This window comes from Mesorhizobium sp. CA7 (assembly GCF_020165015.1).
GTDB lineage: Bacteria > Pseudomonadota > Alphaproteobacteria > Rhizobiales > Rhizobiaceae > Mesorhizobium.
This window is the reverse complement of sequence record NZ_JAIUHH010000004.1, coordinates 361566-383947: the sequence shown is the minus strand read 5'-3', so window position 1 is coordinate 383947 and position 22382 is coordinate 361566. Positions and strand designations below refer to the sequence as shown.

At 62.4% G+C, this 22382-nt stretch carries 27 protein-coding genes; 12 read left to right on the top strand and 15 right to left on the bottom strand.

The features are described 5' to 3' along the window. The first annotated feature begins 41 nt into the window (after positions 1 to 41). Together LB552_RS11920 and LB552_RS11915 are read left to right on the top strand one after the other, a co-directional pair. A complete protein-coding gene (locus LB552_RS11920; protein WP_140833344.1) occupies positions 42 to 314 on the top strand; it encodes a hypothetical protein in 273 nt (90 codons plus the stop codon). A gap of 226 nt (positions 315 to 540) precedes the next feature. After that, on the top strand, positions 541 to 747 hold the full coding sequence (locus LB552_RS11915; RefSeq protein WP_140542319.1) for a hypothetical protein: 207 nt from the start codon (positions 541 to 543) through the stop codon (positions 745 to 747). Between the two features lie 243 nt (positions 748 to 990). Here the strand turns inward: LB552_RS11915 and LB552_RS11910 are convergent, their stop codons facing one another. After that, positions 991 to 1314, bottom strand: coding sequence for a hypothetical protein (locus LB552_RS11910; protein WP_140542275.1), 324 nt, complete (start codon positions 1312 to 1314; stop codon positions 991 to 993). A gap of 208 nt (positions 1315 to 1522) precedes the next feature. Here LB552_RS11910 and LB552_RS11905 point away from each other — a divergent pair, with 208 nt between their 5' ends. Together LB552_RS11905 and LB552_RS11900 are read left to right on the top strand one after the other, a co-directional pair. Continuing rightward, positions 1523 to 2017, top strand: coding sequence for a DUF6894 family protein (locus LB552_RS11905; RefSeq protein ID WP_224527702.1), 495 nt, complete (start codon positions 1523 to 1525; stop codon positions 2015 to 2017). A gap of 311 nt (positions 2018 to 2328) precedes the next feature. Further along, on the top strand, positions 2329 to 2679 hold the full coding sequence (locus LB552_RS11900) for a response regulator (protein WP_224605637.1): 351 nt from the start codon (positions 2329 to 2331) through the stop codon (positions 2677 to 2679). An 11-nt stretch (positions 2680 to 2690) separates the two neighbouring features. On the opposite strand, the gene LB552_RS11895 is transcribed toward LB552_RS11900, so the two are convergent. The 3 genes from LB552_RS11895 to LB552_RS11885 are packed head-to-tail and all read right to left on the bottom strand — an operon-like array spanning position 2691 to position 7678. Continuing rightward, on the bottom strand, positions 2691 to 3065 hold the full coding sequence (locus LB552_RS11895) for a response regulator (RefSeq protein WP_224527708.1): 375 nt from the start codon (positions 3063 to 3065) through the stop codon (positions 2691 to 2693). A gap of 34 nt (positions 3066 to 3099) precedes the next feature. Then, positions 3100 to 6672 carry a CheR family methyltransferase gene (locus tag LB552_RS11890; protein ID WP_224605634.1) on the bottom strand — a complete coding sequence of 1191 codons (3573 nt, stop codon included), beginning with the start codon at positions 6670 to 6672 and terminating at the stop codon, positions 3100 to 3102. After that, entirely contained in the window at positions 6626 to 7678 is a 1053-nt protein-coding gene (locus tag LB552_RS11885) for a chemotaxis protein CheB (RefSeq protein WP_224605631.1), read from the bottom strand. The genes LB552_RS11890 and LB552_RS11885 overlap by 47 nt, the downstream gene beginning before the upstream one ends. 327 nt (positions 7679 to 8005) lie before the next feature. Between LB552_RS11885 and LB552_RS11880 the strand changes: the two genes are divergently transcribed. Beyond that, positions 8006 to 8437, top strand: a complete 432-nt coding sequence (locus LB552_RS11880; RefSeq protein ID WP_224605628.1) for a hypothetical protein — start codon at positions 8006 to 8008, stop codon at positions 8435 to 8437. Between the two features lie 52 nt (positions 8438 to 8489). On the opposite strand, the gene LB552_RS11875 is transcribed toward LB552_RS11880, so the two are convergent. Continuing rightward, the gene (locus LB552_RS11875; protein ID WP_224605625.1) at positions 8490 to 9065 is read right to left on the bottom strand and encodes a response regulator; all 576 of its coding nucleotides are present in this window, start codon (positions 9063 to 9065) and stop codon (positions 8490 to 8492) included. A gap of 258 nt (positions 9066 to 9323) precedes the next feature. Here LB552_RS11875 and LB552_RS11870 point away from each other — a divergent pair, with 258 nt between their 5' ends. Next, the gene (locus tag LB552_RS11870) at positions 9324 to 9560 is read left to right on the top strand and encodes a hypothetical protein (protein ID WP_140844413.1); all 237 of its coding nucleotides are present in this window, start codon (positions 9324 to 9326) and stop codon (positions 9558 to 9560) included. Further along, a complete protein-coding gene (locus LB552_RS11865) occupies positions 9530 to 10132 on the top strand; it encodes a diguanylate cyclase (RefSeq protein WP_224605623.1) in 603 nt (200 codons plus the stop codon). The genes LB552_RS11870 and LB552_RS11865 overlap by 31 nt, the downstream gene beginning before the upstream one ends. Before the next feature lie 170 nt (positions 10133 to 10302). Here LB552_RS11865 and LB552_RS11860 read toward each other — a convergent pair whose 3' ends face one another. Then, the gene (locus LB552_RS11860) at positions 10303 to 10506 is read right to left on the bottom strand and encodes a DUF2934 domain-containing protein (protein ID WP_095768854.1); all 204 of its coding nucleotides are present in this window, start codon (positions 10504 to 10506) and stop codon (positions 10303 to 10305) included. 149 nt (positions 10507 to 10655) lie between these two features. Here LB552_RS11860 and LB552_RS11855 point away from each other — a divergent pair, with 149 nt between their 5' ends. Further along, positions 10656 to 10970: a hypothetical protein gene (locus LB552_RS11855; RefSeq protein WP_224605620.1), complete on the top strand. Its 315-nt coding sequence runs from the start codon at positions 10656 to 10658 to the stop codon at positions 10968 to 10970. A gap of 618 nt (positions 10971 to 11588) precedes the next feature. On the opposite strand, the gene LB552_RS11850 is transcribed toward LB552_RS11855, so the two are convergent. Together LB552_RS11850 and LB552_RS11845 are read right to left on the bottom strand one after the other, a co-directional pair. Beyond that, positions 11589 to 11759, bottom strand: a complete 171-nt coding sequence (locus LB552_RS11850) for a hypothetical protein (RefSeq protein WP_224605617.1) — start codon at positions 11757 to 11759, stop codon at positions 11589 to 11591. A gap of 624 nt (positions 11760 to 12383) precedes the next feature. After that, on the bottom strand, positions 12384 to 14144 hold the full coding sequence (locus LB552_RS11845) for a thiamine pyrophosphate-dependent enzyme (protein ID WP_224605614.1): 1761 nt from the start codon (positions 14142 to 14144) through the stop codon (positions 12384 to 12386). Between the two features lie 145 nt (positions 14145 to 14289). Between LB552_RS11845 and LB552_RS11840 the strand changes: the two genes are divergently transcribed. Together LB552_RS11840 and LB552_RS11835 are read left to right on the top strand one after the other, a co-directional pair. Continuing rightward, on the top strand, positions 14290 to 15165 hold the full coding sequence (locus LB552_RS11840) for an alpha/beta fold hydrolase (RefSeq protein ID WP_224605611.1): 876 nt from the start codon (positions 14290 to 14292) through the stop codon (positions 15163 to 15165). A 956-nt stretch (positions 15166 to 16121) separates the two neighbouring features. Beyond that, the gene (locus LB552_RS11835; protein WP_224544272.1) at positions 16122 to 16385 is read left to right on the top strand and encodes a hypothetical protein; all 264 of its coding nucleotides are present in this window, start codon (positions 16122 to 16124) and stop codon (positions 16383 to 16385) included. Positions 16386 to 16420: 35 nt separating this feature from the next. Here the strand turns inward: LB552_RS11835 and LB552_RS11830 are convergent, their stop codons facing one another. The 3 genes from LB552_RS11830 to LB552_RS11820 are packed head-to-tail and all read right to left on the bottom strand — an operon-like array spanning position 16421 to position 18025. Then, positions 16421 to 16633 carry a hypothetical protein gene (locus LB552_RS11830; protein ID WP_224605608.1) on the bottom strand — a complete coding sequence of 71 codons (213 nt, stop codon included), beginning with the start codon at positions 16631 to 16633 and terminating at the stop codon, positions 16421 to 16423. Between the two features lie 49 nt (positions 16634 to 16682). Next, complete coding sequence (locus tag LB552_RS11825) at positions 16683 to 17282, bottom strand: hypothetical protein (protein WP_224605605.1); 600 nt, start codon at positions 17280 to 17282, stop codon at positions 16683 to 16685. A 14-nt stretch (positions 17283 to 17296) separates the two neighbouring features. After that, a complete protein-coding gene (locus LB552_RS11820) occupies positions 17297 to 18025 on the bottom strand; it encodes a DUF4142 domain-containing protein (RefSeq protein WP_224605964.1) in 729 nt (242 codons plus the stop codon). A gap of 437 nt (positions 18026 to 18462) precedes the next feature. On the opposite strand from LB552_RS11820, the gene LB552_RS11815 reads away from it, so the two are divergent. Continuing rightward, positions 18463 to 19377: a hypothetical protein gene (locus tag LB552_RS11815; protein WP_224605603.1), complete on the top strand. Its 915-nt coding sequence runs from the start codon at positions 18463 to 18465 to the stop codon at positions 19375 to 19377. Positions 19378 to 19437: 60 nt separating this feature from the next. Here LB552_RS11815 and LB552_RS11810 read toward each other — a convergent pair whose 3' ends face one another. Beyond that, positions 19438 to 20508: a sensor histidine kinase gene (locus LB552_RS11810; RefSeq protein WP_224605600.1), complete on the bottom strand. Its 1071-nt coding sequence runs from the start codon at positions 20506 to 20508 to the stop codon at positions 19438 to 19440. Next, positions 20508 to 21251: a Crp/Fnr family transcriptional regulator gene (locus tag LB552_RS11805; RefSeq protein ID WP_224527746.1), complete on the bottom strand. Its 744-nt coding sequence runs from the start codon at positions 21249 to 21251 to the stop codon at positions 20508 to 20510. The genes LB552_RS11810 and LB552_RS11805 overlap by 1 nt, the downstream gene beginning before the upstream one ends. A gap of 117 nt (positions 21252 to 21368) precedes the next feature. Here LB552_RS11805 and LB552_RS11800 point away from each other — a divergent pair, with 117 nt between their 5' ends. Next, positions 21369 to 21737, top strand: a complete 369-nt coding sequence (locus LB552_RS11800) for a hypothetical protein (RefSeq protein WP_224605584.1) — start codon at positions 21369 to 21371, stop codon at positions 21735 to 21737. Here the strand turns inward: LB552_RS11800 and LB552_RS11795 are convergent. Together LB552_RS11795 and LB552_RS11790 are read right to left on the bottom strand one after the other, a co-directional pair. Continuing rightward, positions 21734 to 21952: a hypothetical protein gene (locus LB552_RS11795; RefSeq protein ID WP_224605581.1), complete on the bottom strand. Its 219-nt coding sequence runs from the start codon at positions 21950 to 21952 to the stop codon at positions 21734 to 21736. The genes LB552_RS11800 and LB552_RS11795 overlap by 4 nt on opposite strands. 226 nt (positions 21953 to 22178) lie before the next feature. Then, complete coding sequence (locus tag LB552_RS11790) at positions 22179 to 22367, bottom strand: DUF3606 domain-containing protein (RefSeq protein WP_095768840.1); 189 nt, start codon at positions 22365 to 22367, stop codon at positions 22179 to 22181. Positions 22368 to 22382 lie beyond the last annotated feature (15 nt).

Sequence of the window (22382 nt, the reverse complement as noted above, 5' to 3'; positions counted from 1 at the left end):
TTAGGACCGTTCATCGGTCCCCGCTGCAGAAAGGAAAGTCCATGTCCGAGGCCAAGACGACCACCAACCACGACGAAATCCGCAAGTGGGTAGAAGAACGGAATGGCCAGCCGGCTGTCGTTCGCACGAAAGGCAAGGGCGGCATTCTGCGCATTGACTTCGGCGAGCCCGAAGACACGCTCGAGCCAATCGAATGGGACGAATTCTTCCGCATCTTCGACGAGAACGATCTCGCCTTCCTGCATCAGGATAAAGCCGGCAGCGGTGGAACGAGCCGCTTCAACAAGTTCGTCGAGCGCAGCCAGAAAGGTTGAGAGGCCGAAAACCTGGCGCCGTTGGAGGGGAGGAGCCCTATAATGGCGCGCGGCAGGCGGGGTCGGGCAGCCGCATCTATTCCGTTGCGCTCAATCGAGCGGCTGTCCGTCGGCCCGGGCGTCGTTCCAAGATCGTAGCCATCCCCGGCGCGGGGTTTCCCGAATGGCGTCGGCAGTGGGAACCGCGTGGGCGCTCCGGCTGTTGGATCGGCAAGGAGCAATGACCATGGGACTCTTTTCCGACCTGAACAAGAAGCTGACCGAAAACCTATACGCCCATGGCAGTTATCTGAGCGATCCGAGCGCCGACCTGCCGCGGCGGGTGGAGGAGACGGTCGACCTTCTGATGCCTTTCGTGCGGCCGGAGGCCCGCGAAACGGTGAAGCTGCAGATCCTCGGCATCATCCACGAGCATATCTATGACGAGGACTGACTGCGGCGACTGCTCGATCCGCCGGAGACGCTAGCCGACAGACGCTTTCAGCCATTATCCCGAACGCCGGGATCTGCCTTGCTTTTCGGCTTCGCGGAGCAGCCGCACGATGGCGTCCACCGGAGACGGGTTCGTGGTCGGCTGCGCTTTCCAGCGCCATAGATGACGAAACAAACTTCTCAAGCGCGGCATCACAATTACCTCCTTGCGCTATCAAACCTGGGACGGGGAACGATGTTCCTTTCATACCTGGCGGAAGATCGCGGCGAGCAGAAACACAACCGCGGCCAGGACGACCAGCGCCACGATCACCAGCACCGGGCCGTTCCTTCGCGGCTGCAGGCCGGGCGCGTTCTCTGGCGGCCGCATCGCGTTGGCAAAGCTTGCCTGGTTGGTGAAGCTCGGTTCGCGCGGCCCTGCCGGCTTGGCGGAAGTCGGGACATCGCCGGCCTCGGCATCCGTCTCCTGCGGCGCCGCCGCAGGGTCGAACCCAGGGGTCTTGTCCTGCGTCCTGCCGGCCTGGATTTCGCCGCGGGCTTCGGCGGGCGTGCGTTGGTTGGGTGACATTCGGCGCCTCCTTTGTTTCCAAACCTGCTTCCGGCCCCGCTGTTCCAACCGCGCCATTAAGACGGATATCGATCAGGCGCTGCCTTCGAGTTCATCGCGAGCGTTGCGGGATGTCGGGCGCGGCTATCCAAGCCGATTCGTGAACTCGGGCGGAACTTTCAGGAGCAGGCGAGCTTTGTATCCTCGACACGGAGACGAAGAGGCAGGAATGCAAGTTCTCGACACAGCGATACATGCCGGTCCTGGAGACGTGACGGTCGAATTTCTCGGCGAGGGCGGGGAAAAGATCGCTGTCACCATGGTTGTGTCCGACCCGTTGCCCGGCGATGCCGCGCTTGTCGATCGCGCCAAAGAGCTGATGGTTCAGTGTGCTGCATTCGGCGGCCGGTCTGCGCAAGGCAGCCAGGACGGGTCCGTGGATGCCGTCCGACCCGCCGTCGAGAGGCCAACCGACGTGGGCCAGGATCTCTACACATTCGAATATCGTGACGGTGGCAGTTTGAGGCGGCTAGAAGGGGTGGAATTGCCCAACCTCGAAGCTGTTCATGATGAAGCGTTGCGCTCCGCGATCGATCTTCTCGACGATCCGGCTGCCGAAGCTCGGCGGGAGGGCTGGGCGGTTCGGGTTCGCGGCGGCGACGGCGATGTAATCTTGTCGGTCGATTTCGATGAGGCAAGGCGGGAAAAGGCCGCCGCATTGTGATGGAGGCAAGTCTGTGAAGGATCGGACGATAAAGACCTTTATGCCCCTGCACGCGATTGCCGCCGCACGGGGAGATGGGCTGAGGCCGGAATTTCTTCGCCTGTTCGAGGCCCGCGCGGCCTTGTCAGACCTCGACGTGATCCAGCTCAGCCGGGGCGAGGACGCAGGCTTGGACCAAGCCGGCCCGAATCCTATCGGCAGCCGCGCAGCCGTTTGCGGGCAAAACGTCGTGCGCTTCCCTCGCCGGCGGAGTACAACAAGTGTGCCAGGAGGAGGTAAGCGTGTCAGAGGAGGTCGTTATGGGAGCGCCCTTGGCACTGATCATTGAAGATGAATATCTGATCGCTTGCGACGTGGCGGATGGCTTAAGGGCACTCGGCTTCGAGGTGGCTTGCGTGGCCTCGGAACGGGCAGCCGCGACCTGGCTGGACGACAACCAACCGGATTTGGCCATCATCGACATCCAATTGCTCGACGGCCAAAGGGGGGCCGCCGCCGCTCGCCTCAAGGAGGCGGGTGTGCCCTTTGTCGTGCATTCGGGCTACGATCCGGCCTTCCAGTCGCCTGTCTTCCATGGCGTGCCTTTTCTGCCGAAGCCTGCGCCGATCCGGCATCTGGTCGAGCTTGCGAGCCGGTTGATAGGCGATCGCACCATGTCGTAGGCCAGGCTTTCTCAGTCCGGCGCATCGCTCTTGCGGAACCGCGACACCGCTTCGATCAACAGGTTGTAATCGACCGGCTTCGACAGCTTGGGCTTGTCGCGAAACTGGTCGGGAAAGACAGTGATGCTGTCGTAGCCGGTGAGGAAAATGAAAGGGACACCGCCGAGCGTGAGATGCTCGGCCAGGGGAAAGCTTTGCTCGCCTCGAAGGTTCACATCCAGCACGGCTCCGTCCAGAGCAACGCCCTCGATTTGTGCAAGCGCCTGTCTGACCGTAGGTGCCGGGCCGATCACTGTGCATCCTGCTTGGGTCAACTGGTCGGTGAGGTCCTCCGCAAGCATAAACACGTCCTCGACCACAAGGACATTCAGGCCGGACAAGAGCATGTTGTGTCCACTCCTCATCGCTCAGCGGCAAATGTCAGCGACCCGTGCCTGACGCCAGCGGAATTTCTATGTCGCATTCAAGTCCGGAGCGTTCGAACCTCAGATCGACCTTCCCTCCCAGCTCGTACTCCAAACTTTGCTGGATGAAGGTCGTTCCGAAATTCCTCCTTAGCGGCTCTTCGACGACAGGTCCGTCGATTTCCCTCCAGCGGATTGACAGAATGCCCGGTTTGTCGGTGTTCCAGGCTACTTCGACGCGACCGTCCTCTGTCGATAGGGCTCCGTATTTCGCGGCATTGCTGGCAAGCTCGAAGAATACCATGCCGAGTGTCGCGGCCGCGCTCGCGCCCAGCTGCAAAGGGCTTCCGAGGATGATGATATTCTGGCGCTCCTTGCTGCTGTAAGGCGACAGGACTGCCCGCAGCAACTGCTCGAGATCGGCATCCGTCCAGTTGTAGGAAGACAGCACGTCGTGCGTTCGACCCATTGCCTGCAGCCGCTGCTGGAAGGACGTGAAAAAATCGCCCATCGAACTGGATGTGCGAACCATGCGGGACGTCAGCGCGGTGACCGTGGCCAGGATATTCTTCACGCGGTGCTGCAATTCGTGCAGCAGCCTTTCCTGGCTGCGCTCGGCCTCCTTGTGACTGGATATGTCGACCAGCGCCGCAATGGCGCCGCGGACCTTGCCCTTTTCGTCGAACAGCGGGTTGGCCGACATCATAACGTCGATTGCGGTACCGTCCTCATGCTGGATCCTCGCTTCATAGCCCGGAATTGCCCTGCCGGTGCGCATTGTCTTGAGCAGCGGCTGGTCATCGGTGCCGACCTTGGTTCCATTGAAAGTCAGCGGCAGGATCGCGGGCACGGATATCAGCTTGGTGCCGGTAGCGGGCCGACCCAACAGCTCCGCCGCGCGCCGGTTGGCGCGGATCTCCACGCCGGCGCCATCCTCGGCGATGAAGATGCCGATCGGCACGAGATCGAGCAGGGCTCCCAGGCTTTCGCCGCGGTTGCGCAGGTCATGCGAGAGCGCGCCGATCCTTTTCTCGGCCTGCGTGATCTGGGTGATGTCGACGAAGGTGACGACGACGCCCGCTATGATATTGTCGACTGTCCGGTAGGGCAGCACCCTCATGATATAGCTCTGGCCGTTGTCCATGCCCTCGACCTGCCGCTCGATCGTGCCAAGCCTTTGCAGCACCTGTTCCATGTCGGCCTGCAAGCCGTCGGCAGTGAAGCGCGGACGGACATGCGCCAGCGGCCGTCCGACATCGCTTTCCACCAGCCGGAACAGGTCGCGCGCGGTCGGCGTGAAGTTCTTGATGCAGAGGTCGCGGTCGAGGAAGATGGTGGCGATTTGCGTGCTTTCGAGCAGGTTCGCCATGTCGTTGTTGGCGCGGGTGAGCTCGTCGACGCGCAGACTGAGCTCGGCATTGACGGTGTGCAACTCCTCGTTGATCGACTGGAGCTCCTCTTTCGAGGTCTCCAATTCCTCGTTGGACGACTGCAGCTCCTCGTTGATCGAGGAAAGCTCCTCGTTCGAGGATTTCAGCTCCTCATTGGAGGATTCGAGCTCCTCCGTCGTGATCTGCAGACGCTCCTTGGTTTCCCTCAGCTCCCTTTCGAGCTGACTGACATTGGCGCTTTCGACATCGTCGGTTGTGTGGACGGCCTCGTCCTCGGCTTCCGGCTTGATCCCGCCGACATCCCGGAAGACCAGCATAAAGAGCGGGTCGGAAGAACCATCGCCCGGAAGCGGCTGCACAGCCAGGCTGATCGTCTGACGCCCGCCATTGGTGCCGATGCTGATCTTATTCTGGACCGCCACCTGTCCGGTGCTTACGGCCTTGTGGAGCGCGGCCCTCAGATCCATGCGCAACCCGCGACGCGCCATGGAGAAGACGTTGTGGCTGGGGGCGCCGGCAGCGAGCTCCAGATATTTGCCCGTGCCGCCTGAGCTGTGCATCATCTCGCCGGCGGCATTGACGATCACGTAGGCCGGCGAATAGCGCTCGACGAGCAAACGCTCCGCGATTTCCTGCAGGGTTCCGGCCGTTGCCCGCCGGCGCGCACTTGGATCCGTCGATCTCGCCGCTGTAACAAGCGGGAATTCCGGCAACCGATGTGCCGTGGCCCCGTTGCGCCTCTGGAAGATGCGGCTTGTCTTATCCACCGTCGAGAACAGCTGTGGATGGCGCGTGACGTTCTCCGAGGAACCGAGAAGAAGATAGCCGTTGTTGCGCAAGGCGTAGTGAAAGATCGGGACGATCTTTTCCTGTAGTTCCGGGCCCATATAGATCAAAAGGTTGCGGCACGCGATCAGGTCGAGCTTCGAAAAGGGCGGATCGCGCAAGAGATTGTGCACTGAGAACAGGCAGATCTCCCGCAAGTCTGCGGAAATGCGGTACGTACCGTCCTCGCGCGAGAAGAACTCCTTCAGCCGCTTCGGCGTTATGTCCGGCGCGATCGTCGCCGAGTAGCGGCCGGCGCGCGCTACTTCCAGCGCGCGCTCGTCGATGTCGGTGGCAAAGATCTGCAAGTTGGGCGAGGCGGCGCCGCGCGGCGCGTTCTCCTTCAAGAGCATGGCGATCGAATACGCTTCCTCGCCTGTGGCGCAGCCCGGCACCCATACCCTGATCGTTTCGCTGGGTTTGCGGTTCTCGAACAGCCGGGGAATGACCACACGCTCGAGAGCCTCGAAAGCCTGCGGGTCGCGGAAGAAGCTGGTGACGCCGATCAGCAGGTCCTGGAACAAAAGATCGACCTGCTGCGGGTCCTCGCGTAGCCGCTGGTAGAAGAGGGTGGGATCGTCGATCTGCAGCACCAGCATGCGGCGCTGGATGCGCCGCAAAATGGTGTTGTCCTTATAGCCGCTGAAATCATGGCCTGTGCGCGAGCGAAGCAGGGCGGCGATGCGCGAAAGCTGTTCGGTCACTTCGCGCTTGCGCCGGTCCCGCTCGGTTTCTGTGCGGCTCGCGTGGGTGAAATAGCTGACCAGCTTGCCGGCCATCTCCTCCGCGGGAAGCACCATGTCGACCAGGCCGCTCTGGACGGCGCTGCGCATCATTCCGTCATATTCGGCGCTCTCTTGCGCAAGCGTCAGTCCGCCGCGCTCCTTGATGGCCCTCAAGCCGACGGTGCCGTCGCTGCCGGTTCCGGAAAGAATGATCCCGGCGGCGTTCTCGGCCTGCTCCTGCGCAAGCGAGATGAAGAAATCGTCGATCGGCGCCCGTCTGTCGCGCGCGGCCGCGATCTTGACCAAGTGAAAGCGCCGCTCTTCAATCCTCACCGAAACACCTGGCGGGATCACATAGATGTTGTCGGGTTTGACCTCTACGCTTTCGGCAACTGTTTGCGTTGCGATCGCGGTTGAGCGCTGGATGATGCTGGCAAGCGCACTTTCATGCTCGGCGTCGAGATGCTGGATGACGACATAGGCGAAGCCGCTGTCGGCGGGCACTTCGGGAAAAAAGCTCCGCAATGCCGCGATGCCACCCGCCGATGCGCCGATGCCGACAATGGGGAAGGACGCCGGCTGCTTTTCGTCGTCGCGCGAACTAACCCTTGCCTTGTGAGTACTTGCCTTCCGCGCTGACTTCGCCATTGCCCCTTACCTGAACCCGCCTGCTTCCGAGGATGCGTTCGATCACAGCGGCATCCGCCTCATATTCCTTCGCCCGCCTGCCCATTTCGGCGGCGAGTCCAGAGCGGCGCTTCGCCCGCTCCCGCTCTGCCATACGCCTGGCAAACGCCGCCCGCTGCTGATGCGAGCGGAGCAGGCTCCACAGGATCTCTTCGGCCTCCACCGCCTGCATCTCCATCACCGCGTCGGTGGTGAAGGCATGCCCGGTATGGCACCGATAGCGCAGCATGTCACCGTCTTCGATCTCCCACAACGGCCCGTGACATTCCGGGCATGTAAACACCGACAATTCGCCAAGTCGATCCGCTTCTTGCATCGTCGAATGCTCCTGCGCGGCAATAGCCGCTTCCAATCTAACCGCCGGCGGGGGAGGAAAGGATTCTCCGGCCGGCTCGACCGCAAGTTTTGCCAGCAAAGGGCCGAGCTCGGCGGCGGGCAGGCAGTGGTCGACCTCGACATAGCGCAGTGCGCTTTCAATCATCCCGGGCACCAGCGCGTCCTTGGGGTGCTGGACGACTGCCAGCCCGCCGACGGACTTGACGGCCCTCAACCCGGCGGTGCCGTCGGAAAGCGCACCCGACAGCAGAACCCCGATGACACTCGCGCCGTAGCTCAGCGCCGCCGAGCGGAACAAGGGGTCGATGGCCGGCCGGGCAAGATTCTCGCGCGGGCCGCGCCGCAGCATCATATGATCATCGTGAAGGAGAAGATGGAACCCGGGCGGCGCGACATAGATGCAGCCGGTCCTGAACTCTTCGCCGTTCGTTGCCGGCTGCGTTTTGAGCGTGCCCGCGCGGTCCAGGATCTCCGGCAGGCAGCTGACCTGGCCGATATGCAACACGACAAAGATGGCCGCCGGCAGATCGGCCGGAAGGTTGGCGACGATCTGCTTCAACGGCTCGATTCCGCCGGCCGACGCGCCGATGACGATGATGTTATGGTTGGATAGACCTTTGGAACGGGCCATTCCGCTACGAGCCTCCAAACTGGGCTGTAAGAAGTGTTCCGATGGGGTGACGGCATCATCGCGGTTCAGCGACAGGTCAGATGTTTAACCCTGCAACCTGCACGAAGTTCCGTTCGCTGCCGGCCAGGCTCGTCGCGAAGGATGGCGGGAACATAGGGGATGACTGGCAGTTGGGGTTCGCCTCAGACGCCATGCCAGGCGTTTGTCGAAGATCGGTGGGCAACACCTGATCGGTCTGCGCCTGTCCCTTGCAAGCGCGGGCTTCAGGCCCGGCAGGCCTGCCGCGCCGCTTTACAGATGTCGCCGCCAAAACCACAGGAGACAGCAATGAAGCATCAGACCTCATATGAACTTCAATCGGTGGCAGTCGTCGACCGGCTTGGATTGATCCCCCTTGCCACGAGAACGCAGCGGATCGAGCGGTGGGCGGAACTGCTGGACCGCAATCCGCTTCGGTGTCTCTCCGCGCTGACGGGCACCGAATATGTCGATCCCGAGGTTCGCGAACAGGTGCGGGCGGACGGATCGCCGCTCGCGGTTGCTTTCGATGATCCGTTGCTGCGCGCGGCCGGTTTGCAGTCCGACACCTACGGCGAGGCGAAGCGCTTTTTCGAATTGTCCGATTGGCAATTGCATGACGTCGTGTGCAGCTGTCATGCCGGCGCGACGATGCAGGCCAGCTGGGCTGCCGCGCGGGTCCGTCGGATCATAAAAGGCAACCGGATCATTGCCTGGCTCAGAAGCTGCCTGACCCATTGAGAATGCTGGTCGCCAGGCGAGCGCAGGTCGCCGGCGGCCCGGCTGCCTGCGATTAGTGCAGCAGACAAGCTCCGCGCAGCCGCGCTATCTTGCGCATGATGGTGTTCAGCCAGTCGGCGATCGATGACCCCTCGGGCCTTTTGTCGATGTCTTCAAGCGCCTGCTCCAAAGTGTGCTCGACAAGGCGGTCGGAAGCGCCGGCATCGTCCAGCAGCAGACGCGCGGTGAGCCGGAGCTTGGGGAGCAGCGCAACGACGTCCTCCGCCGCGGGCGCCGGCTGCGCGACGGTCACCGGCTCCGCAAAGGGTTCCGGCGGGAACAGCGCATCGACCACGGCGGCGCCGTTCGAGGACTTGCTCAGGCTGCTCGCGAAACGCAAACGCTCGGGGATGGCGATCTCGTCGTAACCGCTGAAGAAGACGAAGGGCACGTTGCGCCGCATCAATTCGTCCGCGACCGGGAAGACGAGGCGACCATGCAGGTTGACATCCAGAATCGCTGCGTCCGCCGCTTTTGCATGTCGCCCGGCCTGCTCCACTGTCGCTGCCGGTCCGAGGATGATAGCGCCCATCCCAGCGAAGAAGGTCGCCAGATCGCTGGCCAGCAGCCACTCGTCCTCCGCGATCAAGAGGTGAAGTCCCCTGAGGTTTCGCACACGAAGCTCCTTAGTTCATATTCTGAAATTCATGTTTTGACGTTGGTGAGATCTCAGTGGTCGCGTCGCAACCGACGCGTGTATTCATGAGGTCGCAGGAAAGCCAACTGGTAGAACGCGGCGATGGGTGAACCGTTCCGGCGGTTCGCCGCGCCGGATCTGACAGCTATGGAACCATTCCGCCGGCCGGCGGTTCGACACCAGGCGGGAGTCGGCCGGGAACGAGGACCCATGACGCCGCAGGGCGAAGCTTCCAGGGAAGACAGCGAGCGCCAAGATACCGACCGTATCCGCGACCTTGCGGAAAGAACGAGAATTCCAAGCGGGTTGGCGCTGGCGCTGATCCTGAAATACGGCAACGAGCCGAACGTGCTCGATCGCGAGGCTGCAAAGTTCAGGCGCGACGCGAAGAACGGCGGCAGACAGGGAGCTGCGGCGTGTTGGCCGATCCCATGGTCCTCATCCTGATGTACTTCATCCTGCCGGTCTGGCTGGTTGCGGGCTTTGCCGACTGGCTCTGCCATCGCGCCACCCATATCGAATCGACGACCGGTGCGAAGGAATCGCTCATTCACTTGCTGATGTTCGCCGAGGTTGGAATCCCGCTGCTTGCGGCAATGTTCCTGGAGGTAAACGCCCTGGTCATCGCCGTGATGATCGTCACCTTCTTCATTCACGAAGCGACGGCGATATGGGACGTCCGCTATGCGATCACGGCTCGCACGGTGAGTCCCGTCGAGCAGCACGTGCACAGCTTTCTGGAAATGATTCCGCTGATGGGGCTGGTCATAGTGGTGGCGCTGCATTGGGGCCAATTCCTGGCGCTGTTCGGCGCCGGAACGGAAAAGGCTCGCTTCGATTTGACCTGGAAAGAACAGCAACTGCCGGTGATATACATTGCCGTCGTGATGATCGTGATCGTGCTGTTCGAGCTGCTGCCCTATGTGGAAGAGTTCTTCAGAGGCCTGCGCGCCAACTCAGGCCGGTTGGTGCCTGACAAGGCGAGGCGGCATGAGCCCGGCGATACGGCGACGCGCTGAGGCTGGCTGATCCTCTCAGCCATTCTGGTCGATAGCGTGCGGCGAGGGCTGCTGGGCGCCACCGCTCGGGCGCCCGCCGTTTTGGTCAGCCCAGACCCAAACGGCGACCAGAACGATCACCAGAATGCCGAGCGCAATTAGGATACGACGCATCCCCGGGCCGACCTGCTTCAGCCGCCTGGCCGGTTGGCGGCCGGATCAGAGCCGGCGCCAACCGCGGGATCGGGTGCCACCGGACCGCGCTCGACTTCCGAACCTTCCGACTCGATCTCCTGCACGGCTTGATCCCAGTGTTCCTGCTGGCGGCCCTCCGGACGGCCTTCACGCTCCCAGATCTCATGGGCGCGTTGCCTGATGCGTTCTTCCCTGTCCATGCCTGGCTCCTCTCGCACGGCTGAACTGCATTGTCTGCGCCTAATCGGATGCCTGGAGGTTTGTTCCACCGGACTTGAAACGGACTGCCCAGCTGTTGGAACGCCGCTCTCGCGCCGGTGTTATCTTTCATCCAACCGGAGATAGAGTCATGAAGAACCGTCAGAACCGTCGCGAGACCGGCGCCACGAAATATCCCGCCAATACCGATCCGGATCCGAGCGACGAATTTTCCCAGGACGCCGCCGGCAATGAAAGGCCCCATGTCGATCCGGGCCTCAGCCGCAAGCAGGGCGAGGTCGAGGACAAGACCCGTCAATCTGAGGGCCGCAATCCACCGCGACAGCCGACGCCAAGCACGGCGACGGAAAAGAGCTCAGGGGCCGGTCCCGCTGTTGCGGAGCATTCCAAGGACGCCAAGGCGCCCAGGAGCGGCCGTCAGCCCGGCGCCTATGTAAAGGAATGAACGCGGGCCGCGCCCCCTGGAACATAGCTTTGAATTCTAAGTTCGGTAGCAATCGTCTCCGCCGGTTCCGGCATTGAGGCGGCGAGTAGCCAGGCTCCGAGACCATCCGGTTGCTGTAAAACGGCGGACCGACGATGAACAGAAAAGCCCCAAGCATACATTTCCGGAAACGAGCGGGCGCGATGACGCGTTGCCCGCCCGTTCAGCGCCGAACGAAGGCTTGGCTGGTTTTGCCGGCAAGCCTCTTGGCAGGTTCTCTTTGTGCCCCGGCATCGGCGCACCAGGCGCCGGCGGGCTGGCAGTACGATCCTTCCTGCTGCGCCGGAGTGGATTGCTATCAGGCCCCACCTTCGGACGTGAAAGAGACGAAATACGGCTACCAACTCTCGACCGGCGAGCTGATCCCCTACAGCGACCACCGCATCAAGCGATCACGCGACGAATATTTTCACGAGTGCAAGCCCGGAGGCGACACCAGTTCCCAGCACTCCTTCTGCCTTTATGTTCCGGACCGAGGGATGTGAGGCGCAGCGGTTAGATCCAAAAACGTGACCAAGGAGGCCCGTCCTCGACACAGGCGGACCTTCTCGGTGTGCGAAAGCTACAGGCGCGAAACGCCTACTTGTTGCAATTCTGCATGTTGGATGTGGTGTTGCCGCTAGCGGTATTGTTGTCGATATCGTTGCCCGCCGCGTCCTTGCACCGGTCGCCCATGCCGCCGGACGGTGCTGTGGTCGTGCTGTTTGTGGCGTTTGGATCGACCGTGCCGCCATTGCCGTTGTTGTTCATGCCGTTGGTTCCGGTCGTGGTGCCTGTTCCAGACCCGTTGCCACTGGTTCCAGAGCCGCTGGATTGGGCCATTGCGGATGTAGCCAGGACAATTGCGACAGCCGAAGCCGAGAGAAGTCTAATCATGGGGAAGTCTCCTGTTTGATCGCCCGATTGCGATATGTCTCAAACAAGAAATCCCTGTCGATGTTCCAGAGTGGCAGGTGCTATCCATAACTTCTTGTCGATTACACCTGAAACCAACAATGCTGCCATGTGGAATGCGCGCCATAAGAACAACCAGGCTTATTTGTTGTTCGGACTTTCTGCCTCGGGTCGATCCCGGCCGCGATGTTGGAGTCATTTCACATCGCCTTCGACCGTGTCCCGCCATGGCTCCTTGAAAGTGCCCTTAGAGGGTGCCGATGCCGGGATCGTTCTCCCATATCAGCGTCGCTCGGATTTTTTGGATTTCGGGCGCTGGTTTCCCTGATGACCATTCCTCGTAGCCCGGTCCATCAAGACTTCACGCGGAACCTGCCGCATCGCCGCCAGGATTTCCCGATCCGGGGTGCCGCCGCCGCCGAGATGAACATCGACCATTCGACGGCGCTGGCGGGAAAGGTCGAGTGTCAGAATTCCCGCCTATTCGCCGGCCTCCATCATCGTCTTGGCTGGCTCCTGTGCGACGTTTTCCTCGATCTGGTCGCGGCCCGGAGTCCGAGGCAGCGCCTTGCGGAAGTTCTTGGCGTAATCGGGCGGCATTTTCGGCGGCATCATCGGCTCATAGGCGTCGACGAGCGCTTCTATGATCACCGGCCCGCTGGCGGCGAAAGCCTGGTCGAGCACGCGCTCGACCTCCTCCGCCCGCTCGATGCTGAAACCTTTTCCACCCATCGCCTCGGCGGCCTTGGCAAAATCGATCGGCTGCAGCTCGCAGCCGAATTGGGGATTGCCGAGGAACATCATCTGCTCCCAGGCGATCTGGTTCAGCATGTTGTTCTTGATGACCAGGAGTTTCAGCGGAATGCCATAGCGCACGGCCGTCGAAAACTCGCCCAGTTGCATGGCGAGCCCGCCATCGCCGACGATCGCCGCGATAGGGCGGCCGGGAAAGGCAATGCCGGCGGCGATCGCATAGCTGAGGCCGCAGGACATGGAGGCAAGCGCGCCCGAAACGCTAAAGGCTTGCCCCGCGCGGAGATCGACATGACGGGCGGCAAGCTCCGTGTTCTGGCCGGAATCGGTGGCCAGAATCGCAGTCTCCGCAAGACGTTCGCCGAAGGCGCGCGCGACGCGTTGCGGCTTGAGAGGATGAGCCAAGTCGTCTTCGGACTGGCGCATCATCTCGCGCCATTTGCGCATCGAGCCTTGCGCCGTCGCCAGGAACTCGCCGTCAGCTTTCTGCTTCAGCCGCTTGTTGAGGGCGCGCAAGGTCTCCGCCGCATCGCCGACCAGACCGGCTTCGACCGGAAAGCGCAGGCCGATGCGCTGCGCATCGCAATCGATCTGGACGCCACGCGCCTTGCCCGGCCGGGGGTAGTACTCGATGTAGGGAAAGGTCGAGCCGACAATGAGGACGGCGTCGCATGTTTCCATCGCCTCCTGCGATGGCAAGGTGCCCAGAATGCCGATGCCGCCAGTGGTGTAAGGATGGTCGTCCGGCAGCACCGCCTTGCCCAGCAGCGCCTTGACGACCGGCGCCTGCAACAGCCGCGCCGATTCTTCAAGCTCGGCTGCTGCGCCGATCGCTCCGCGCCCTGCAAGGATCGCCACGCGCGCTGCGTCGTTGAGAATGGCCGCGGCCTTGTCCAACTCCGCGTCTTGCGCGACGCAATGAGGAGCGAACATGCCCTGCGGCGTGTGCGCCGGCCGGTTGCGCTTGGATCGCTTGGCCGCGTCGGCGGGCTGTTCCTGGATATCGCTGGCGATTGAAAGATGGGCGACGCCCCTGCGGGCGAGCGCGGTGCGGCAGGCGAGGCTGGCCACGTTCTCCATATGCGCCGCGTCCGAGACCTGGACGTTGTAGACGCTGACGTCGTTGAAGACGCGGGTGAGATCGACATCCTGTTGGGTGAATGTCTCGATCAGGTCATGGAACTGCATGCCGGTAATTGCCAGCACCGGCGCCTGGTCGAGCTTGGCGTCGTAGAGGCCGGTGAGAAGGTGAGTACCGCCGGGCCCCGACGTTGCGAGGCATACGCCGAGCTTGCCTGTCCATTTGGCGTAGGCGCAAGCCATGAAAGCGGCCGATTCCTCATGCCGCACCTGGACGAAGGATATCCTGTCCCGGTTTTTGCGCAGCGCCTCCATGACGCCATTGATGCCGTCGCCGGGCAGGCCGAACACGACTTCGACGTTCCAGGCAATCAGGGTGTCGACGAGGATTTCGGCTGCGTTGGGCATGGCGAGGCTCCGCTGTTGGCTTCCGAACCGGCAAGACCACGGTTGGTTCCCTCGTCGGATCGGGCCGGGCCGGCGGTCACAAGGAACAAACCCGATTGCAAAGGGTTGTGGCGGCCATTGCCATGTGCTGCTCTGAGGAGGATCTGTGGACGAGCCTGTTTTCTGCGACACGCCGCTGCTGCGGGTCGCCTATGTGAGCGGCGGATCCGAGGACGGAGCGCCTGTGCTGCTCCTTCATGGCTGGCCGGACGATGCGACCACTTTTGCGGACGTGTCGCCATTTCTTCATGCCGCGGGCTTTCGCACCTTCGCGCCATGGCTGCGCGGGTTTGGAGGGACTGTGTTCCATTCCGGCGAAACGATGCGCTCAGGCGAGATCGCCGCCATGGCGCAGGACGCGCTCGACTTTGCCGATGCCATCGGCCTCGAACGGTTCGCGGTTGTCGGCCACGACTGGGGGGCGCGCATCGCCTACCTGCTCGCCTCCGTCTTTCCGCAGAGGATAAGATGCTGCGCGGCGCTTTCGCTGGGATGGCAGCCCGGCTCGCTTCCGACGCCGCCTTTGGAGCAGGCGAGGGCCTTCTGGTACCAGTGGTTCATGGCGACCGAGCGCGGCGAGGAGTTCGTGCGACAGCACGGCCACTCCTTCGCGCGATTCCAGTGGGGCAGTTGGAGCCCGCCAGGCTGGTTTGACCACGCGCTGTTTGAACGTGTGGCGAGGTCTTTCAAAAATCCGGACTGGCCGGACGTGACGCTGCATTCTTACCGCGTGCGCTGGGGGGAGGCGGATCCCGATCCGCGCTACGCTGAACTCGCGCGCAAGCAGGTTGAGGCGGAGGTCATCTCGGTGCCGACACTGGTCCTTCATGGCGATGACGACCGCGTCGTTCTGCCGGGTTCGTCCGAAGGCAAGGAGGAATATTTCTCGGCAAGCTACGAACGTGAGCTTCTGCCGGGCGTCGGCCACTTTCCGACCCGCGAGGCGCCTGAGCAGACCCGAGAGGCGCTGGAGAGTTCCTGATAAGCTTCGGCAGGCAATAGGCTGCGCCGACGATATTCGGGACAGCTGCCCCGAGAGGAAGTTCGTCGGTCCAGCAGACTGGCGAGACAGGAACCTTTTTCCTGTCAGTGGGTTAGTGGGGCAGGCATTAACCCATGTTAGGGGAGCGGCCGTGACACGCAAGATTCGTCAAGTGCTCGGATCGGAGGAGGAGCCCTCCAAGATCACGACGCCGGAGCGCGAGACGAGCGTCGCGTTGGAGGCGCTGAGATGCGAGAATGCACCGTCTCGAATGTTGGCACTGGCGCGTAAGCTCGATGCCGCGATAGCGTTGCGGACGCGCAAAGCCCGCCCGCATTGATTGCCGACTGGGACGTTCCGATAGCGACGATGCGGAACAATCATGGCCGGCAGTTGTTCGTCTCCAAACCTTCCATGGGCGATCGGATGAAGGGCATAATTCAAAGCCTGATTGCCGAGTTTCTGCCGCGATGGTGGCGCCGAAAATCTCGCGCCCCAGCACCGAGGCAAGCGCCGGTTCGTGTGTTCTCGCGGGCAAAATCGGACAGTGCCCAAGCGACCGGGGCAGGGGAAGGATCGGATGAAGGTCCAAGATAGCGCAAGCTAGGGCAAGCCCGCTCCGCCGGCTGAAACATTCGTCCGATTGCTCGTTCGGCAACATCATTTCAGCGGGCGCGAGGCGACACCGAAAATGCCGAAGAAAATTTTCCCAGTACCCGACGCGCTGGAAACGTGAAACTTTCTCCGGAACATTTCTGTCGCCTGCCGGTTCGAAAGCCGATCGCCCTCCCTCTAGCGATCCAGGGTCCCATCAGGCCCATGGCCCGTTGCCGCATGCAGGCAGCGGGCCTTCTTCGTCTGGATCGCCGCGTGGCTCCCGAACCGGGCGCAGGGGAACAAGCGGGATATCTTCGGGTTCCTCTGAGATAGCGGGAACTGTCAACCAGGAGGCCGCAATGAGCGAGGCTATGACGACCTCAAATCACGAAGTGATCCGAGCTTGGATCGAGGCGCGCGAGGGCAGGCCTGCCGTCGTAGCCGGGCCGGGGAAGGGCGCGATCCTGCGGGTCGATTTCGGCGCAGGCGACGAAGATCTGAGGCCGATCGAATGGGAAGACTTCTTCAAAGTGCTGGACGACGACAATTTGGCGTTCGTCCACCAGGACATGACCGCGGAGGGTGCCATCAGCCGCTTCAACAAATTCATCGCGCGCGAGTAGGCCTCCAGGAAAGAACGGATATCGCGCTCGAACTGTCACTGAACCCCCGGCATCTTGCTGGCATCCTGCGGATTCTTCGTGACGCCGGCGGCCGGCGAGGTATCCTGCGGCGCGTTCCCGCCCTGGTTTTGCTCGGGCGTCCGTTTGACGGGCGCTGTTTGCCAGCCTGTGCCGACATAGACGAAGGCCCAATAACAGAGCACCAGGACCACCGCAGCCAATATCAGTGGCAGAAGCACCCGTCTCATGTCGAACTCCTGGCTGGCTTTGCGTCTGTTGTGGCCGCCGACGGCGAGGTTAGGTCGTCCTTCGGCGCGCCGCTTCCCGCTCGACATCCTCAGCTGAATAACTGCCGGCAGCCGGATCGAAGGCTGCCCACCCGCCCGCTTCATATTCGCTGCGGCGGTCGGCGACGTTGACCGACGCGGAGCTGTGAAGGACTTCCCGGGCTTCCGAAGCGAGGTCGTCCTCGACGCGAGCCGTCACCAGCGTGCCGCCGCGGCGGACGCCTTCGGCATAGACATGCGCGTCTTCCTCCGGCACGCCGGCATCGGTCAGGCTGCCGATAATGCCGCCGGCCGCGCCGCCCACAATCGCTCCGGCGACGGCGCCCGCGGCTGTCGACGCCAGCCAGCCGGCCGCGACGACCGGCCCGACGCCCGGTATTGCCATGGCGCCCAGGCCTGTTGCCAAGCCTCCGGCGCCGCCCACGACCGCGCCGATACCGGCGCCGCTGGCGGCATCCTCGGCGGCCGGGGATTGCGTGTTTCGATACCAGCCGCGGGCATTGTTGGCCATGATGCTGATGTCGGATGACGGGACGCCAATGGATTCCAGCTCGCCTACCGCGTCAGCGGCGTCGTCATAGTCGTCGAACAGCGCGGTCATCGTTTGCATGTCGGTTCTCCTGTCTATTGTTGGCCGGCGAAGACGTTGCCCTGATAATCGAGTGCAACGGAGGTGCCCTTGCCGTCCTTCGTCGCCTGGCCACGCCAGATGCCCTGCTCGTCCCTGGCGAGCGCTGACACGTCCGCATAGCCGGCATCCTGGATGCGCTTCTTCGCCTGCGCTTCGGTGAAGCTGTTTGCGCCGGGAACCGGAGCGGGTGGTTTGGGTGTCGATGCCGATTTGACCGCCGGCATGCTCGCGCTGGCGCGGGCGATCTTCTCGATCATGTCCTGATGCATTTTCAGTGTCGGCAGGGTTTCCGCCGCGAAAGATTTGAGCGCGGGATTGTCTCCGTCCTTGGCATAGGCCTCGAACAGGCCGACCGCGTCCGCATGTGCCTTGCGCTGCATCTCCACGTAAGGCTGATCCAGCGAGGCCGTCGTGCTCTGCAACCGTTCCAGATCGCTCTTATGCTCCGCATCGGATCCCGTCGGTACCTGCAATTTCTGCTCGGCGGCGATCTTCTGCAGTTTGGCGTTCGCCGCGCCGTGGTCGGTGATCATCCGCTTGGCGAAATCCTTGATCTGCTGATCCTTCGCATTGTCTTGCGCGATCTTGCTGGAATCCACTTCGAACATCCCGCCGATGGCAGCCTTGTCGACGAAGGTCTGCGCGTCGTCGGCCGCGAAGGCCGGAAGGGCAAGCATCAACGCGACGGCCGTCGATGGAACGAGCAACATACGCAAGCTCATGGCTGAAGGCTCCTTGCTGTTTGATCGGGCCCGAACCGCTATTCCCGGCCTTTGTTCCGCGACAGACTTGTGGCGTTTCAAAAGGCCAAAATGGAATCCGCCAGCTCTGGCCGGGCGGGTTTCTGATCGGTCGACCATGGCGAAGCCCGGTCAGCGGGCAAGAGAGGAGCCGGTGAATTCGTCGATGAGGATCGGCCCCTTTTACACAACGGGGACAGGCCTTTGCCTCAATCAAGCGCTCGGAGTCGAGGCGAAACCGGCCTTTGTCTCAGAGCTCTGCTCGCGGGTGGAACGAAAGCCGAATCCGGGAATTACCTACAGGCACTGAAGATTACTTGCAGGAGGAAGAAATGGGACGAGGTATTCTACTCTGGCTGCTCGGCGTTCCGATTCCGATCATTATCCTTTTGATGCTTTTCGCGCGGTAGGAGCGGACAATGACCAATGCCTTTTCCGCGGTCGACGAAGCCGCGGTCGAAACATCTTCGTCTGCCGTCAATTGGGGACCCATCGTGGCGGGCGCTTTCGCCGCGGCCACTCTGACGCTCGTCCTCATGCTCGTCGGTTCCGGGCTTGGTCTGACGATGATGTCGCCCTGGGGCGGCGCTTCGCTGACGACTTTCGCCGTGTCGACCGCGGTCTGGCTGGTCATAGTGCAATGGCTGTCATCCGCGCTTGGCGGCTATGTTGCCGGACGGCTTCGCACCAAGTGGGTCAACGTTCATACCGATGAGGTGTATTTCCGCGATACCGCTCACGGGTTCCTGGCCTGGGCGCTTGCCACCTTGCTGGTGGCCACCGTCCTTGGTACGGCGATCTCGGGAATTGTCGGCACTGGCGCCCAGGCGACGACCGGCTTGTTGAGCGGCGCCGCAGCCGGTGCAGCTTCGCAGGCCTCGTCGGCGCAGTCGCCATCCGCCAATGATTTGGCTGGATATTTCGTCGACGCGTTGTTCCGGCCGGCCGATAACGCAGCCGCTGCAACACCACCGGCCGGCACGCCTCAGAACAATGCCGATGCCGCTGGGCAGGCAACACGCATACTGGCAATCAGCGCTGCGAACGGCGAAATGAGCGCGAATGACAAGGCATATCTTGCCCGCCTGGTGGCATCGCGGACGGGCCTGCCACAAGCCGATGCGCAGAAGCGGGTGGACGACGTCCTCGCTAGCGTCGAGGATGCCAAGAACAAAGCCAAGGCGGCCGCCGACAAGGCCCGCAAGGCAAGCGCCACCACTGCTCTGGTTGGCGCTTTGTCGCTGGTGATCGGCGCCTTCATCGCGGCCGTTGCGGGAGTGCTTGGCGGCCGGCAAAGGGACGAGGACGAGGCTCGCTTTTCCAGAAGCAGCTGACGGTCATCGCGCCTAGTCTGGAAGAGGGCGGCAACCATGTCGCCGACAGCGGTGGTCGTGCTACTGGCCGCCGATGGCCTCGAGCGGAATGACAGCCGTGAAATTGAGCCCGCTCGGCGCGAGCCGCAAGTCCACCGTCGCTCCGAGCTCGTACGGCAAGGTGCGCTCCAGGACCTCCAAGCCGAAGCCGCGCCGCTCGACGGGTTTGAAATCGTGGGATCCGCTCTCCATCCATTTGAAATGGAGCAGGTCCTCTTTCAGCTGCCATTGGATGTCGATGCGGCCCGCGCGGCTAGACAGTGCTCCGTATTTCAGGGCGTTGGTCGCTAACTCGTGAATGGCCAGCCCCATTGTCTCGGCGGCCTTGGGTGCAAGCGTCAAGGCCGGACCTTCGATCGTCAGGTTCTCGCCTTCCCGGCCGCCCGCAGCACGCAATTCTTCCGCCACGATCAATGCCAGACTGATGCCGATCGACGGGCGGCGTGTGATGGCCGCCTGGACCCGGGCGAAGGCGTTGATGCGGCCTTCCAGATGGGCCGCGGCTTCGTCCAGGGATTCGCTCTTCTCCATCGTGCGCCGCACGATCGAGCGGATGATGGCCAGCGTGTTGCGCACGTGATGCTGCAATTCGGCGAAGCGGGCCTGGTGTTGTTCCTCGCATTCCTTCTGATGCGTGATGTCGTGACCGATGCCTCCGATCTGGGCGACCTTTCCCGCTTCATCGCGCATCGGAAAATCGGCGTTGCGCAGCCAGCGTGTCTCATTGTCGGCCGGCCGGCATATACGGTATTCGAAGGTGACGCTTTCGCCGTCGCGAATGCGCTCGATCTGGGCCAGCACATGCTCGCGGTCTTCAGGCAGGACAAGGTCGATCCAGCTGGCGAAGTTGTCGCCGGCTAGGGCCTTTTCACGGCTCATGCCGTAAATGGCGTCGAAAGCCGGGCTCAGATATTCCCACTGCAGCGTCTCGGCGTTGCGAATCCAAAGCACGTCCGAGGCGGCCTCTCCGAAATCCTGCAGGTTCTCCTCGCTTGCGCGCAGCCCCGCTTCGGCACTCGCATGCTCGTGCAGGGCCGCCTGGACCTCGGCCAGGCTGCGTTCAAGCGGCTCTTTGGGCGGACCCTTTGACATCACTCTTCATTGGCATCGAGATGCCTGCCTTCGCGATCGAGATGCAGATAATTGGGATTGAACAGGGCGACGTCCTGCAATGCTTGAAGGTTGGGAATGGTCAGCGTCCTGTCCTTCAGCACGATGAGGTTCGAGGCGCGCAGCTCCTGCAGTGTGCGATTCACATGAACCGTCGACATGCCCAGCGTCTCGCCCAGTTCCGTCTGCGTCAGCGGGAACTCGCAACTGCTGTTGCTCGTGCAGCCGGCGGCCTCCAGCCGGATGAACAGCTCGCATAATAGATGCGCCATGCGCTCCAGTGCATCGCGCTGCCCGAGATTGACCGTCCACTCGCGCTGTATCGCCGCTGCGACGAGCGATTCCCACCACAGTGCCTGCGTGATGCGCGGATGCCCGATCATCATCTCGTCGAAGGCCGTGCGCGAGATTTCCGACACCACGACCGGCGTGATGGCGCCGATAGAGTGGTCCATTTCCTTCAGGACGAAGACATTCAGATCGCACAGGTCCCCAGGCAGGAAAAATGCGATGATCTGCCTCCGGCCGTCTTCGAGGGTCTTGTAGCGGCAGGCCCAGCCCTCGCTGATCAGATTGATGAATTCGGGCTTCTCGCCCTCGTGGATGATATCCTCGCGCGCGGCGAAACGTCGAACCCGTTGCGCCGCTATTCTGAGCAGCATGTCCTTGTCGGCTTGCGAGAGCCGCGTGAACTTCTCGAGCTTCCGGATCAGAGGCCGCCTCATCCTTATCCTTCTTGTCGGTGATACACAGAACGATCGGGCAACGACCTTACCTATGTTAACGTCCATTTGCCGCGGACGACTGCGCGCAGGAAGCGCATATGGACGAGAAAGTCGCCGATGCTCGCGCGCCGTCCTGGAGACGCGTATTTTCCTGAGCAGGATATCACAGCCGCGATTTTCGCGCTCGGTTTCACGGCTATTGATCCCGTTGCGGCCAGCCAAGAGGCCTTGGAAGCGCCTGGTCAAGATCGCGTCGAAATGGACATGACCGATCTCGACGGCCGGAGCCGCCGATTGACCATGCGTCGTGAGCCAAGCGCTGAGAAGCGGCTGCCGCGCGTGTCCGCCACCGGCTACGACGCAGCCGCGCCCCTCTCGTGTTGCCAATCGCAGCTGGACAAGCCCACTGCTGACCAATCCGGCGCGTCACCCGCTGGACATGGCGCGCCGGCCTTGCGGCCCCTTGAGAGATCCTCGCCGGATTAGACCGACATCAAGTCGAAGCTGACGGCGTGTCCGTGCTTGACGGCCGACCGCGCGATCATGTTGCTCAATTGAGGAGACGCTATCGAGCAATCCGGCATGACAGTCAGGATGGCCCGCGTGGCCGCGGCCACCGACACCGGCGAGCGGTGCGAGGAACGCGTTTCCATATAGTGCTCGATGAGTTCGTTCAGACGGACAGGATGATATTTGATCACGCCGCACCTCCCTAAGCCGCGCTTTATTTCTCTTGCAGCCAACGAATGCTCCCGGTCTCACGGTCGCGCATTAACCCATGAGAGGGAGGTGGAAATTCTTTGAAGCTTCAGCGGTGCAACGACACGTCTGGAGACGTTGGCGCTTCGGTCAATCACACTGGCTTTGCGCGCGCATTCCCTTCGCCGGCGGCTTCAGCCAGACGCATCCGCGCCAGGTCATTCAGGGCTAACGGGAACCGAGCGCCTTGGCTTCGCGCTCCAGCGTCGCGCGGTCATTGCCGTGTTTGCGAATAAGCTCCCGGGCTTCGGGCATCGTCAGCTGGAATTTCCGCGCAAAATACGCGACCTCATATTCCTCATCGCCCGATACGCGGTCGCGGTCGCGGAAATCGCGCTTGTTCTTGTCGTCGGCCATCACCGTTCCTCCTGG